At 63.5% G+C, this 12,895-nt stretch carries 14 protein-coding genes; 12 read left to right on the top strand and 2 right to left on the bottom strand.

Annotated features, from left to right (window positions below; genetic code table 11):
* Positions 1 to 82: 82 nt before the first annotated feature.
* Positions 83 to 925 carry an SAM-dependent methyltransferase gene (locus tag ACREB4_RS20475; RefSeq protein WP_431590094.1) on the bottom strand — a complete coding sequence of 281 codons (843 nt, stop codon included), beginning with the start codon at positions 923 to 925 and terminating at the stop codon, positions 83 to 85.
* Positions 922 to 1,557: a Maf family nucleotide pyrophosphatase gene (locus tag ACREB4_RS20480; RefSeq protein WP_431590095.1), complete on the bottom strand. Its 636-nt coding sequence runs from the start codon at positions 1,555 to 1,557 to the stop codon at positions 922 to 924. The genes ACREB4_RS20475 and ACREB4_RS20480 overlap by 4 nt, the downstream gene beginning before the upstream one ends.
* 32 nt (positions 1,558 to 1,589) lie before the next feature.
* Between ACREB4_RS20480 and ACREB4_RS20485 the strand changes: the two genes are divergently transcribed.
* The 12 genes from ACREB4_RS20485 to ACREB4_RS20540 all read left to right on the top strand — a co-directional run bounded on the left by ACREB4_RS20485 (position 1,590) and on the right by ACREB4_RS20540 (position 12,516).
* Positions 1,590 to 2,183 (top strand): YceD family protein, encoded by a 594-nt coding sequence (locus tag ACREB4_RS20485; RefSeq protein WP_431590096.1) that lies wholly within the window; start codon positions 1,590 to 1,592, stop codon positions 2,181 to 2,183.
* A gap of 172 nt (positions 2,184 to 2,355) precedes the next feature.
* Positions 2,356 to 2,538 carry a 50S ribosomal protein L32 gene (gene rpmF, locus ACREB4_RS20490; RefSeq protein ID WP_230181541.1) on the top strand — a complete coding sequence of 61 codons (183 nt, stop codon included), beginning with the start codon at positions 2,356 to 2,358 and terminating at the stop codon, positions 2,536 to 2,538.
* A 139-nt stretch (positions 2,539 to 2,677) separates the two neighbouring features.
* Entirely contained in the window at positions 2,678 to 3,850 is a 1,173-nt protein-coding gene (plsX, locus tag ACREB4_RS20495) for a phosphate acyltransferase PlsX (RefSeq protein WP_431590097.1), read from the top strand.
* A 65-nt stretch (positions 3,851 to 3,915) separates the two neighbouring features.
* A complete protein-coding gene (locus tag ACREB4_RS20500; RefSeq protein WP_431590098.1) occupies positions 3,916 to 4,896 on the top strand; it encodes a beta-ketoacyl-ACP synthase III in 981 nt (326 codons plus the stop codon).
* A 30-nt stretch (positions 4,897 to 4,926) separates the two neighbouring features.
* Positions 4,927 to 5,865: an ACP S-malonyltransferase gene (fabD, locus tag ACREB4_RS20505; RefSeq protein WP_431590099.1), complete on the top strand. Its 939-nt coding sequence runs from the start codon at positions 4,927 to 4,929 to the stop codon at positions 5,863 to 5,865.
* The gene (gene fabG, locus ACREB4_RS20510; protein WP_431590100.1) at positions 5,862 to 6,605 is read left to right on the top strand and encodes a 3-oxoacyl-ACP reductase FabG; all 744 of its coding nucleotides are present in this window, start codon (positions 5,862 to 5,864) and stop codon (positions 6,603 to 6,605) included. The genes fabD and fabG overlap by 4 nt, the downstream gene beginning before the upstream one ends.
* A 99-nt stretch (positions 6,606 to 6,704) precedes the next feature.
* The gene (gene acpP / locus ACREB4_RS20515) at positions 6,705 to 6,944 is read left to right on the top strand and encodes an acyl carrier protein (protein WP_230181537.1); all 240 of its coding nucleotides are present in this window, start codon (positions 6,705 to 6,707) and stop codon (positions 6,942 to 6,944) included.
* Positions 6,945 to 7,021: 77 nt separating this feature from the next.
* Positions 7,022 to 8,266, top strand: a complete 1,245-nt coding sequence (gene fabF, locus ACREB4_RS20520) for a beta-ketoacyl-ACP synthase II (protein ID WP_431590101.1) — start codon at positions 7,022 to 7,024, stop codon at positions 8,264 to 8,266.
* A gap of 33 nt (positions 8,267 to 8,299) precedes the next feature.
* Positions 8,300 to 9,112, top strand: a complete 813-nt coding sequence (locus tag ACREB4_RS20525; RefSeq protein WP_431590102.1) for a hypothetical protein — start codon at positions 8,300 to 8,302, stop codon at positions 9,110 to 9,112.
* A complete protein-coding gene (rpoE, locus tag ACREB4_RS20530) occupies positions 9,109 to 9,873 on the top strand; it encodes an RNA polymerase sigma factor RpoE (RefSeq protein WP_431590103.1) in 765 nt (254 codons plus the stop codon). Before ACREB4_RS20525 ends, rpoE begins: the two co-directional genes overlap by 4 nt.
* 93 nt (positions 9,874 to 9,966) lie before the next feature.
* Positions 9,967 to 10,719, top strand: coding sequence for a sigma-E factor negative regulatory protein (locus tag ACREB4_RS20535; protein WP_431590104.1), 753 nt, complete (start codon positions 9,967 to 9,969; stop codon positions 10,717 to 10,719).
* 198 nt (positions 10,720 to 10,917) lie between these two features.
* Positions 10,918 to 12,516, top strand: coding sequence for a DegQ family serine endoprotease (locus tag ACREB4_RS20540; RefSeq protein ID WP_431590105.1), 1,599 nt, complete (start codon positions 10,918 to 10,920; stop codon positions 12,514 to 12,516).
* The last annotated feature ends 379 nt before the right edge of the window (positions 12,517 to 12,895 follow it).

Here is a 12,895-nt window from a genome sequence, read left to right on the forward strand (position 1 = left end):
GTGGAAGACACGGTCGTATTCATTCGTTGAAAACATCAGCCATGAAGCATTGTGGCAAGAAGCGAGGCGCCCCGTGGGTGGTTCAGGCCGCCAGCCAGGCGAACACCGCCGGAATGTCGTCCGGCAGCGTCAAAGCGTTCTTCTGCCAATGGCCGACGCGCTGTGTGCGGCTCCAGCCTTGCTCCAGCGTCAGGCCGCAGCTCACGCTCAGCCAGGTTTCAGGGTGCAGGTGCTTGACGAGCGCGGACCACAGCGCGGTGTTGCGGTAAGGGGTCTCGATGACCAACTGAGTCTGGCGGGCCTTGCGGGACAACTGGTCCAGCTCGCGGATGCGGTCGCCGCGCTGAATGGCATCGACCGGCAGGTAGCCCACGAAGGCGAAGCTCTGGCCATTCAGGCCGCTGGCGGACAAAGCCAGCACCAAGGAACTGGGGCCGGAGATGGGCACGACGGTCACGCCCAAGCGGTGGGCGGCGAGCACCAGCGCCGCGCCCGGATCGGCCACACCAGGCAGGCCGGCTTCCGACATCAGGCCGACATCGCCGCCGGCGAGGGCCGGGGCCAGCAAGGCGTCGATCTCGGCATCAGGGTTGGGTGCAGGCTTGCCGTCGGGCTTCTTGTGCGTCTTGTTGGCGCTTTTCTCGCCGCCTTTGTTGGGCCGGGGCAGCACCTGGATGTCCAGGGATTGCAAGGGGGCGGACAGCGGCGTGACCGCGTCCACGCGTTTCAGAAAAGCACGCGTGGTCTTGGCGTTTTCGCACACCCAGTGTTGCAGTCGCGAGGCCGCGATCAAGGCGCCCATGGGCAGGGTGTCGCGCACATCGGGCAGGGGCGGCGCGTCGGGGCCTTCGGCCAGGCAGCCAAAGTCCAGGGTGTTGGGGATCAGCAGCAGGCGCCCCTTGGTTTTATGAGGTGTGTTGGTCATGACTTGGTGAGGTGAGTGGCGCGCCAGGCCAGGGGATCCAGCCCCGCTTGTCGGATCATTCGGGTGGTGGAGATCAGCGGCAGGCCGATCAGGGCGGTGGGGTCGTCGGACTCGATGCGGTCCAGCAGCACGATGCCCAATCCTTCGGACTTGGCGCTGCCGGCGCAATCGTAGGGCTGTTCGCAGCGCAGGTAGGTGTCGATGTCGGCATCGCTGTAGTGGCCCATGTGAACGCGGACCGTGCTCATCACCGTCTGCGAGAAACCGGTGGTGGCGCGCACGACCGCCACGGCCGTGTGGAACAGCACCGTCTGGCCGCGCATGGCCGTCAATTGGCGCACGGCGCGTTCATGCGTGCCGGGCTTGCCCAGAGCTTGCCCGGCCAGGTCCGCCACCTGGTCGGAGCCGATCACAACGATGTCATCCCGGTGCTGTGCGGCAACAGCCTGGGCTTTGGCCAAGGCCAGGCGCATCGCCAAGTCGGCGGGCGACTCGCCGGGCTGGGGTGTTTCATCGACCTGCGGCGCCTGAACATCGAAGGGGATTCCCAATCTTTGCAGCAGTTCGCGTCGGTAAGGGGAGGTCGAGCCCAGGATCAAGCGGGGGAATTCGGTCGGGGTGGTCGATGTCATCCCTCCATTGTCCTGCCTCTACACTACACAGCATGAATGCACGCACGTTTTTGCCCCACAAACTCGACTTGGGGGCCTTCATCAATGAAGAGTCCCGCCTGGAAGGGCAATTGCCCGTGGTGGCGCTCAGCCGTTTGGCTTCGGGCTTGGCGCAGGACCTCGATTTGTCGCCCTTGACTCCTTTGGCCTGGTGGGCCGAGGGGCGCCTTGAACCCCAGCGCGTCGGTGCTCCCCAGATGTGGCTGGACCTTCACGCCGAGGGCAATCTGCCCTGGGAGTGCCAGCGCTGCCTGCAACCGGTGTTCATCCCGGTCACCGTGGACCACACGGTCCGCTTCGTGGCCGATGAAGCCACCGCCGCCACCCTCGATGCCGAATCGGAAGACGACGTGCTGGCCATCAGCCGTCAGTTCGATTTGCTTGCCCTGATCGAGGATGAGCTCATCCTGGCCCAACCCATCGTTCCCAGGCACGATGAATGCCCCACGGACGTGCAGTCGCTGATGCAATCCGGCCTGGTGGCGCCGGATGGTTCTCCCGTCGAAGAATCTGTCGACGAAGAGGCCGCGCCGGACAAACCCAATCCTTTCGCGGTATTGGCGGCCTTGAAAAAGGGCGGCTCCTGATTTGAATATTCAGGCGCTCTCGTGCTAGAATCTATGGCTTTTCCGGGAAAGGTCCCGGGATATAACAATTTGTCAACACTTTGCAGGCTGCACGGCTGGCGCTCACTTGAGCGTTTAAAGTCGTGCGATCTTGCACTCAACGGGCCGTGAGGCTCGGTTTCTGGAGTCATCCATGGCCGTTCAGCAAAACAAAAAGTCCCCTTCCAAGCGCGGCATGCACCGTTCGCACAACGCGCTGAACACCCCGGGCACCGCCGTCGAAAGCACCACCGGCGAAATCCACCTGCGTCACCACATCAGCCCCACCGGCTTCTACCGTGGCCGCAAGGTGCTCAAGACCAAAGCTGACGCTTGATTTTTGACGACCTGGCCGTGTGCCGGGTTCTTCAAGCATGGTCAAGAAGCAAAGGGCTGGACAGGACTGACGCAATTCGGTCCCCCGGCCTTTCGTTGTTTTGGGCTCGCCAAGCAATACCCCTCCCCAAGACCCTCCGATGACTGTCTCGCCCCTCTCTTCCTCGCCGTCAGGGCGTGCCGCGATCCCGGATCGCCAAGGCCGTGTTCGCATCTCGGTTGACTGCATGGGGGGCGATCACGGTCCCTCGGTCACCTTGCCGGCCTGCCAGGCGTTCCTGGCCAAGCACCCCGAGGCCGAACTCCTGCTGGTGGGCCTGCCCGAGGCCCTGGCGCCCGCCAAGGATTGGGAGCGAGTCACGCTGGTGCCCGCCAGCGAAGTCGTCACCATGGACGACCCGGTGGAGGTCGCCCTGCGCCGCAAAAAAGACTCGTCTTTGCGCGTGGCCGTCACGCAGGTCAAGGCTTCGGCCGATGCTCCCGCCAATGCGCACGCTTGTGTCTCTGCCGGCAACACCGGTGCTTTGATGGCCGTCGCCCGCTATGTCCTCAAGACAGTGGAAGGCATCGACCGGCCCGCCATCGCCTTCGGCCTGCCCAACCAGCTCGATGGCTCGACCACCGTGCTCGATCTGGGCGCCAACGTCGATTGCAGCGCCGAACACCTGCTGCAGTTCGCCGTGATGGGCAGCGCCTTGGTGTCGGCCGTCGATGGCAAGGAATCGCCCACCGTGGGCTTGCTCAACATCGGCGAAGAGGTCATCAAGGGCAGTGAAGTCATCAAGCGCGCCGGCGAACTGCTGCGCGACGCGGGCGACAAGGGTTTGATCAATTTTCAAGGCAATGTCGAAGGCAACGACATTTTCAAGGGCACGACCGACATCGTCGTGTGCGATGGCTTCGTGGGCAATGTGGCCCTCAAGTCCGCCGAAGGCCTGGCGTCCATGCTGGCCAATTTCATCAAGCAGGAATTTTCACGCAACCTGCTGACCAAACTGGCGGCCCTCGCGGCCATGCCGGTGCTCAACCAGTTCAAGAAACGGGCCGATCACCGCCGCTACAACGGCGCGGCTTTGCTGGGTTTGCGTGGGCTGGTGTTCAAAAGCCATGGTTCCGCCGATGCCTTTGCATTCGAGTTGGCCATCAACAGGGCCTATGATGCGGCTCGCCACAGCCTTTTGGAACGTGTGCATGACCGCATCGCGGCATCGCTCGAAGGTCTGCCGGTTGCGCAAGCAGTTGGTCAGACCGGTTCAGAAGGCACGTCGACGGCTGTTGGTTCGGCATCTGGTGCGGTTGACCGCGCTGCCTGATCCATCGGGTCGTGTTCACAGGGTCGTGGGGTGTTTGCCAGCAAGCGCCACATGGCCCCCTTGAAATGCCCATCAAGCACTCACGCATAGCCGGTACTGGCGCGCATTTGCCGCCAAGACGACTCACCAACCAGGACCTGGCCGATCAGTTGGCCAGGCAGGGCATCGAAACCTCCGACGAGTGGATCGTGTCGCGCACGGGCATTCGTGCGCGCCATTTCGCGGAGCCCGAGGTGGGCGCCAGTGACCTGGGCGTACTGGCCGCCCGCCAGGCCCTGGACGCCGCGGGCCTCCAGGCCTCGGACATCGACCTCATCATCTGCGCCACGTCCACGCCCGACATGGTGTTCCCCTCGACGGCTTGCCTGATCCAGCAAAAGCTGGGGGTGCGCGGTTGCGCGGCCTTCGACGTGCAGGCCGTGTGCTCCGGTTTCGTCTATGCCTTGACGGTGGCCGATGCCATGATCCAGTCGGGTATTGCTCAGCGCGCGCTGGTCATCGGCGCCGAGGTGTTTTCCCGTTTGCTCGATTTCTCAGACCGCACCACCTGCGTGTTGTTCGGCGATGGGGCTGGTGCCGTGGTGCTGGAGGCTTCCAGCACGCCAGGCATCGTGGCCTCGCGCCTGCACGCCGATGGACAGCAGGCGGGCATGCTGTGCGCACCGGGCACCGTGTCGGGTGGTGCAGTGCTCGGCGATCCCACGGTCAAAATGGATGGCCCGGGCGTTTTCAAGCTGGCGGTGACGGCGCTTGAACAAGTGGCCATCGAAGTATTGCAAGCGGCCGGGCGCGATGCTTCCTGCATCGACTGGCTGGTGCCGCACCAAGCCAATCTGCGCATCATGCAGAGCACGGCGCGCAAACTGCAATTGCCGGACGATAGGATGATCGTGACGCTGGAAGAGCATGGCAACACCTCGGCGGCCTCCGTGCCACTTGCCCTGGATGTCGCCGTGCGCGACGGCCGCATCCAACGGGGCCAGACCCTTTTGCTGGAGGGCGTCGGGGGTGGTTTCACCTGGGGCGCCGTGTTGGTGGATTATTGATTTTCTGCAGGTAGTAAGGACACAAACAAGATGACCTCATTCGCATTCGTGTTTCCAGGGCAGGGCTCGCAGTCCGTGGGCATGCTCAACGCCTGGGAAGGGCATGTTGCTGTGCGCGACACCCTGGCCGAGGCTTCCGAAGCCCTGGGTGAAGACATCGGCCGCCTCATCGCCGAAGGCCCGAAAGAAGCGCTGGACCTCACCACCAACACGCAGCCGGTCATGCTGGTCGCGGGGGTGGCCTGCTGGCGCGCCTGGCTGGCTGAAACTGGCCTGAAGCCCGCCGCCGTGGCTGGGCACTCTCTGGGTGAATACACCGCGCTGGTCGCCGCGGGTGCCCTGACCCTGGCCGATGCCTTGCCCCTGGTGCGTTTCCGCGCTCAGGCGATGCAGGAAGCGGTGCCGGTGGGTGTCGGCAGCATGGCCGCCATCCTGGGTCTGGACGCTGACGCCGTCAGGGCGGGATGTGCCGAGGCCGCCAAGGCCAGCGGAGAAGCCGTCGAGGCCGTCAATTTCAACGACCCCAAGCAAACTGTGATCGCTGGCACCAAAGCCGCGGTCGACCAGGCTTGCGTGGTGCTCAAGGCCGCGGGCGCCAAGCGTGCGTTGCTGCTGTCCGTGTCGGCTCCTTTCCATTCCAGCCTGATGAAGCCCGCCGCCGAGCAGCTCAAGGGCAAGCTGGCCAGCACGACCTTCTCGGTGCCGACCATCCCCGTCATCAACAACATCGACGTGGCCTCGGTCACCCAGGCCGATGAACTGCGCGATGCCCTGTATCGTCAGGCCTTTGGTCCGGTGCGTTGGGTGGAAACCATCCAGGCGCTCAAGGCCCGTGGCCTGAGCCACGTCATCGAATGTGGTCCTGGCAAGGTGTTGTCGGGCATGGTCAAGCGCATCGATGGTGAACTGATCAGCACCACCATCTTCGACCCGGCTTCCCTGGTGGAAGCGAAAGGCCTGTTGTCATGAGCGAATCTCCCAAGCAAGTCGCGCTCGTCACCGGCGCCAGCCGTGGCATCGGCCGGGCCATTGCCGTGACCCTGGCCCAGCGCGGCTACACCGTGGTGGGCACCGCCACGACCGAATCCGGCGCGCAAGCCATCAGCGAAGCCTTGAGTGCCTTCCACGGCAGCAAGGGCCTGGTCCTGGACGTGACGAATGCCGCCGCCGTGGACGCTGCCATCGATGGCATCCTGAAAGAGCAGGACGCCCTGCACGTGCTGGTCAACAACGCCGGCATCACGCGCGACAACCTGACCATGCGCATGAAAGACGAGGACTGGGACGCGGTGATCGACACCAACCTCAAGGCCATTTTCCGCACCAGCCGCGCCGTGATGCGCGCCATGATGAAGCAGCGCCATGGGCGCATCATCAACATCACCTCGGTGGTGGGCGCGATGGGCAATGCCGGCCAGGCCAACTACGCGGCGGCCAAGGCCGGTGTGGCTGGCATGACACGCGCTCTGGCGCGCGAACTGGGCAGCCGCAATATCACCGTCAACTGCGTGGCGCCGGGCTTCATCGACACCGACATGACCCGCGCCCTGACCGAAGAACAGCAAGCGATCTTGAAGGCCCAGATTCCCCTGGGGCGCCTGGGTCAACCTGAAGACATTGCCGAAGCCGTGGCCTTTCTGGCCTCGGCTCAGGCTTCCTACATCACCGGGACGGAAATACACGTCAACGGTGGCATGTTGATGAATTGAGTTTTTACGGGGTTCTCAAATTCGTTTTTCGGGTTTGGCGGTTTGCGCCGCTAACCCGGTAAAATCCCCGGTTTATTTGCACCCCCTCCTGGAGGAGTCATGAGCGATATCGAAGCACGCGTCAAGAAAATCATTGCCGAACAACTCGGTGTAGCCGAATCCGAAGTCACCCCTGAAAAAGCCTTCGTGGCCGATCTGGGCGCTGATTCGCTGGACACCGTTGAACTGGTGATGGCGCTCGAAGACGAGTTCGGCATCGAGATCCCCGATGAAGAAGCTGAAAAGATCACCACGGTCCAGCTTGCCATCGACTATGCCAAGGGCCACGCCAAGGCCTAAAATAGCGATCTGCTGACCACTGGGGCCCTTCGGGGCCTCGGTCGTCTCTACCCCTAATTTTTTTGCCTCCATCCAGCATGACCCGTCGTCGCGTCGTTGTCACCGGTCTAGGGCTCGTCACTCCCGTGGGTAACACGGTCGATGAGTCCTGGTCGAATCTGATTGCTGGCAAGTCCGGCATCGACACCATCACCAAGTTCGACGCTTCGGCGTTTGCCTGCAAGTTCGCGGGCGAGGTGAAGGGCTTCAACATCGAGGACTACATCCCCGCCAAAGATGCCCGGCACATGGACACCTTCATCCACTACGGTCTGGCTGCCAGCATCCAGGCCGTGAAGGATTCAGGTTTGCCCGTGGGCGAGGCCTTGAAGCCGGAAGTGGCCGAGCGCATTGGCTGCATCGTCGGTTCGGGCATCGGGGGCTTGCCCTTGATCGAGGACACGCACCAGGAGTACGCGGCGCGTGGTCCTCGCCGCATCTCTCCTTTCTTCGTCCCCGCCTCGATCATCAACATGATTTCGGGGCACGTCTCGATCCACTGCGGTTTCAAGGGGCCTAACCTGGCCATCGTCACGGCCTGCACCACGGGCCTGCACAGCATTGGCCAGGCCGCCCGCATGATCGAGTATGGCGATGCCGACGTGATGGTCGCTGGTGGCTCCGAAGCCACCGTGTCACCCCTGGGCATTGGAGGATTCGCGGCCGCGCGCGCGCTGTCCACGCGCAACGACGATCCCCAAACGGCTTCGCGCCCCTGGGACAAGGACCGCGACGGCTTCGTGCTCGGCGAAGGCGCCGGCGTGATGGTGATCGAAGAATACGAACACGCCAAGGCGCGTGGCGCGAGGATTTACGCCGAGATCAGCGGCTTCGGCATGAGCGCCGATGCGTACCACATGACCGCCCCCGACGTGGATGGTCCCACCCGGTCCATGGTCGCGGCCTTGAAGAACGCGGGCCTGAACCCGGACCAGGTCCAGTACCTCAATGCGCATGGCACCTCCACCCCCCTGGGTGATCTGAACGAAACCAATGCCATCAAGCGCGCATTCGGCGACCATGCCCACAAGCTGGTCGTCAATTCGACCAAGTCCATGACCGGCCACTTGCTGGGCGGCGCGGGCGGCATCGAATCCGTGTTCACGGTGCTGGCCCTCCACCACCAGATCTCGCCACCCACCATCAACATCTTCAACCAGGATCCCGAGTGCGACCTGGACTATTGCGCCAACACCGCGCGCGAAATGAAGATCGACGCGGCCTTGAAGAACAACTTTGGCTTCGGCGGCACCAACGGTTCGCTGGTGTTCAAGCGGGTCTGAGTCCCTCGCTTCGAGCAACCGAACGCCCTGGCCATGACCTTCGCTGACGGCATCGCCGACCCGGCGGGCAACCAAGCTGTGCCGATTCAGCACGGCTTGCTGGGCACCACGGGGCAGTGGCACTTGCCGCTCGGCGTGACCCAGGCCATCCCTTTGCGTTGGGCTGCGCGCGCCTTGCTCGCCCTGGCCACCGCGGTGCTGCTGGCGTGGGCCGCCTCCCTTTTCGCGCAGGCCTGGTCGAGCCAAGAGGCGTGGTCCGAGCCCGTTCTGGCCATGGCCGTGGGCTTGCCTTGGTGGTGGATGGCCTTTCAACTTTGGCGGCGTCTTGCACAGTCCACCTGGGTGCCCTTGCACTGGGGTGGACTGCCGTCATGCCGTCCAGGCCACGACCCCATGGTGGTGTCGCCTGGCTGGTCCGTGCCGGGCTGGCCTCATGCCGTTTCCGTCCACGTGGTCTTTGAACTGGGCCCATGGGTATTGGTGAAAATGGGGCCAGTGGCGCGTGGTTTCCACCCTCAGGCGTGGTTCTGGGTGGATGCCCGGGTTGGCCTGCAAGGCACGGCCGGGCATCATTTGCGGGCCTTGTTGTTCAGCAGCCGGGCCAACGCGGTCGGGCTTGATCGGCCTCTGTCTGCGGAGGGGCCCGTGGTGGTGGCATCATCCGTGGATATTCAACGTCAATGGTCCAACTTGCTTTCATCATTCAAAACCATCGGCCACGATGTTGGCATCAGCGCGGTGCGCCGGGACGCGCACGCGCGGAGGATGGCCATGCCCCACAGTGACTTCGCCCCAACCGCGATCCTGGAGTTTCCCTCAGCCAACCACCGGGGAGGCCGGTCATGAGTCCGCCCCGCCGACCTTCGGGCCCGCCCAGTGAGCCAGAGGTCGTGATCACCGCCGCGCCAACGATGGCCGATCAGCCGGTGTCGGCCGAATCCTTTGATCCGTCGGCCACGGTGGGCGTGGAAGGCCAGGAGGCCGGGCCAGTCACCCCCATCGTCGATGTGGATGCCTTGCTCGTCGAGCGTGTCCAGCGCGGCGATCAACGTGCCTTCGAAATGCTGGTGGTCAAGTACGAGCGCCGCATCCAGCGCCTGATAGCCCGCATGGTCCGCGATGTCGACCTGGTCGAGGACATCGCCCAGGAGGCGTTCATCCGCGCCTACCGGGCCTTGCCCAATTTTCGGGGCGAAAGCGCGTTCTACACCTGGCTTTACCGCATCGCCGTCAACACGGCCAAGAAGGCACTGATCGGTTTACGCCGCGACCCTTTGGTCACCGAATCGTCCCGGGCCGGCGCTGCCGATGGGGACGACATGGACACCTCGCGCGTTGAGAACGAACTCACCACGGGCGAGAACCCCGAATCCCTCATGGCCAGCCGGCAGATCGCCAGCACGGTCAACGCGGCGATCGAAGCCTTGTCCGAAGACCTGCGCCAGGCCATCACCCTGCGGGAAATCGAGGGCCTCAGTTACGAAGAGATCTCCGAGGTGATGGGGTGTCCCATCGGCACGGTCAGGTCACGCATTTTTCGGGCCCGGGATGCCATCGCCCAGCGCCTGCGTCCCTTGCTGGACACGAAGGATGGCGATCGTTGGTGAAGTTCAGTGAACTTTTTGTGAAGAGGCGCATCTGAACTGCCATGTTGGCCAAAATGAATTGGCCTGATTTCAACACCGACACGGAGTTCGCCCATGTCTGACCGTCGCACGGATGATGATTTGCCCTTCGAGGCGCTGTCGGCCTTGGCCGATGGCGAGGCCGACGCGGCCAAGGTCGCTCTCGCATGTGCCGCATGGCGGGACGATGTCCAGGCTCGTGCCCGCTGGAGCGATTACCACCTCATCGGCGACGTCATGCGGTCTGATGAATTGGCCGATGCCTCGGGCAGTGCCCGATTCCTGAAGTCATTCCGTGAGCGCCTGGTTCAAGAGCCGGTGGTGCTGGCGCCAGCAGGGTTGGTGGCTCGCCACCAAAGTTCGGTGGTGGACCTTGGCGTGGCAGCGTTGCCTCCGGCCGAGCCGCTGCGTCGGCGCGTGTGGGCCGGCCCCATGGCCGTGGCCGCTTGCTTCGTGATGGTCGTTGGTGCCTTGGTGACCAGCCAGGGCGGCTTGCAACCCGGTGATCCGGCCTTGTCTGGCAACACGCTGGCCCAAGGCTCGTTCCCTGCAGCAGGACATTCCCAAGCCTTTGCACCGGCCGGCACCACCACGGCAGCTGCCTGGACTGGCAGTGGGGTCACCGCGGCCTCGTTGGCCGAAGGCGCCGAGTTTCCGTCGGCATCTTCCACGGCCAACGTTGATCCCGCGGCGGCGGGTGCAGCGGTCTGGCGCGATCCTCAACTGGAGCAGGCTTTGTCCGCACGTCGGGTGCCGGGCAACGGAGGCGATCAGTCTTTCGCCAACCATGGCGGCTTGGTGCGGAACGTGCTCTATGAGTCTCCTTGATCGCCAGATTGTTTGAAACCCACCAGTTCTCGACATGACGCCGCTGCGGTTGATCCAGGCGGCGTTCCCATTTGTGCGCTTCGTTCTGCCGGTGTGGCTTTACCAACAGAAACCATCGCTTGGTGAACTGTCATCCGGTTGAACAACTCCAACGTTCATTCAACAGTCACTCGTTTTGCATTTTTGAGGTTTTCAGCAATGACATCTTCTTTCCAGTCGGGCTCTTCCGGTTCGGTCCTGCGTCGCACCCTGGTCGTCGGGGGCGTCTTGATGGCCGTGGGTCTGTTGTTGAGCTCCAGTTTGCTGCCGCATGCATCACAGGCCCAACAAGCGCAACCAGCCACCGTCCTGGCGGCGGCCACGCCGGCCGTGCCTGCGCCCAATACTCCTCCGGCCCCGTTGCTGGTTCAAGGCTTGCCCGACTTCACCCAATTGGTGGAACACGTGGGCCCCTCGGTGGTCAGCGTCCGCACCACACAGCGGGTCTCCACTGACGCCGATGAGGACGGTGACGACGCCGACCAGCAGATGCGCGAGTTTTTCCGCCGCTTCTTTGGCACGCCCATGCCTGGACAAGGGCAGGGCAAGGGCACGCCAAAGGCGAAGCCCAAAGGCGGCAATGCCGATCAAGGCGAGGAGCGCCCCCGTGGACTGGGTTCGGGCTTCATCCTGAGCGCGGATGGCTTGGTGATGACCAATGCCCACGTGATCGATGGTGCCGATGACGTCTACGTGACCTTGACCGACAAGCGCGAGTTCAAGGCCAAGGTGGTAGGCGCTGACAAGCGCACCGACGTCGCGGTGCTCAAGATCGAAGCCAAGACGCTGCCGTCCGTGCGCATCGGTGACGTGAGCCGCTTGAAAGTGGGCGAGTGGGTCATGGCCATCGGCACGCCCTTTGGCCTCGAAAACACAGTGACCGCGGGCATCGTCAGCGCCAAGGCCCGGGACACGGGCGAAGAAGTGCGCTTCATCCAGACCGACGTGGCGGTGAACCCCGGCAACTCGGGCGGCCCGCTCATCAACATGCGCGGCGAAGTGGTCGGGATCAACTCGCAAATCCTGAGCCGTTCGGGTGGCTTCATGGGTATCTCGCTGTCGATCCCAATCGACGACGCGGTGCGGATCGCCGATCAGTTGCGCTCTGGCGGCAAGGTGGTGCGTGGCCGCATCGGCGTGCAGATCGAGCCGGTGAGCAAAGAGGTGGCCGAGTCCCTGGGGCTGGGCAAGGCGCAAGGCGCCGTGGTCCGCATGGTCGAGCCTGGTGGTCCGGCGGCCAAGTCCGGGCTGGAGGCGGGTGACATCATCACCAAGTTCAATGGTGTGCCGGTCGAGACCGCGGGGGACTTGCCGCGCCTGGTGGGTGGCACCAAGCCCGGGACCAAATCGATCCTGCAGGTCTTCCGCCGCGGGGCTTACAAGGAGCTGAACGTCACCGTCGTTGAGTTGGACCTTGAGAAGGCCGCCAAGGCGGCTGAAGGTGGTGGTGACAAGGTGCCCAACGAGCCCAAGGCCACCGCCGTGGCGTCCCTGGGGCTGGGCCTGAGCGACCTCACGGCCGCCCAGAAAGCCGAACTCAAGGTCAATGGTGGTGTCCTGGTTGAAGAGGTCGATGGACCGGCCGCGCGCGCGGGCTTGCGCCCTGGTGACCTCATCCTGAGCCTGGGCAACAGCCAGGTGGCCAATGTGCGCCAGTTCGAAGCGGCGCTGGCCAAATCCGAGAAGGGGCGCCCGGTCAACGTGTTGGTGCGCCGGGGCGATGCCGCGCAGTATGTGTTGATCCGCCCGACCAAGTGACCAGGAGGGGCCGTTGAAAAGCGGCCTCCAGGTTCCTGCGGGGTACCTGAAAACCCCCTCAGGATTCCACCTTGAAAAAAATACACGGACTTTCGGCACGGCTTGCCCGTCTTTTTCTTGCGCATTTGCTGTTGATAACTCGCCTGGAAAGCGTTTGAAACTGGCTACAATCCCAGGGTTGAGCGCGCCATTGCGATTGGGATATGAGAGGTCATTCCAGAATGACCTGAGACCTCCCAGAATTGCCAAACTTGTCAACAAGAGTCTGTGGATAACCTGTTGACAATATCTTTGTTGGCGGCCTGCAACGACCCTTTGCCCGGCCGGGATGCGGCGCTGGATGGGGTCGTTTTGGCTACAATGAAGTCCCAACAAGCAG

Origin of the sequence: Aquabacterium sp. (genome assembly GCF_050725395.1) — a bacterium.
Lineage (GTDB): Bacteria > Pseudomonadota > Gammaproteobacteria > Burkholderiales > Burkholderiaceae_C > Aquabacterium.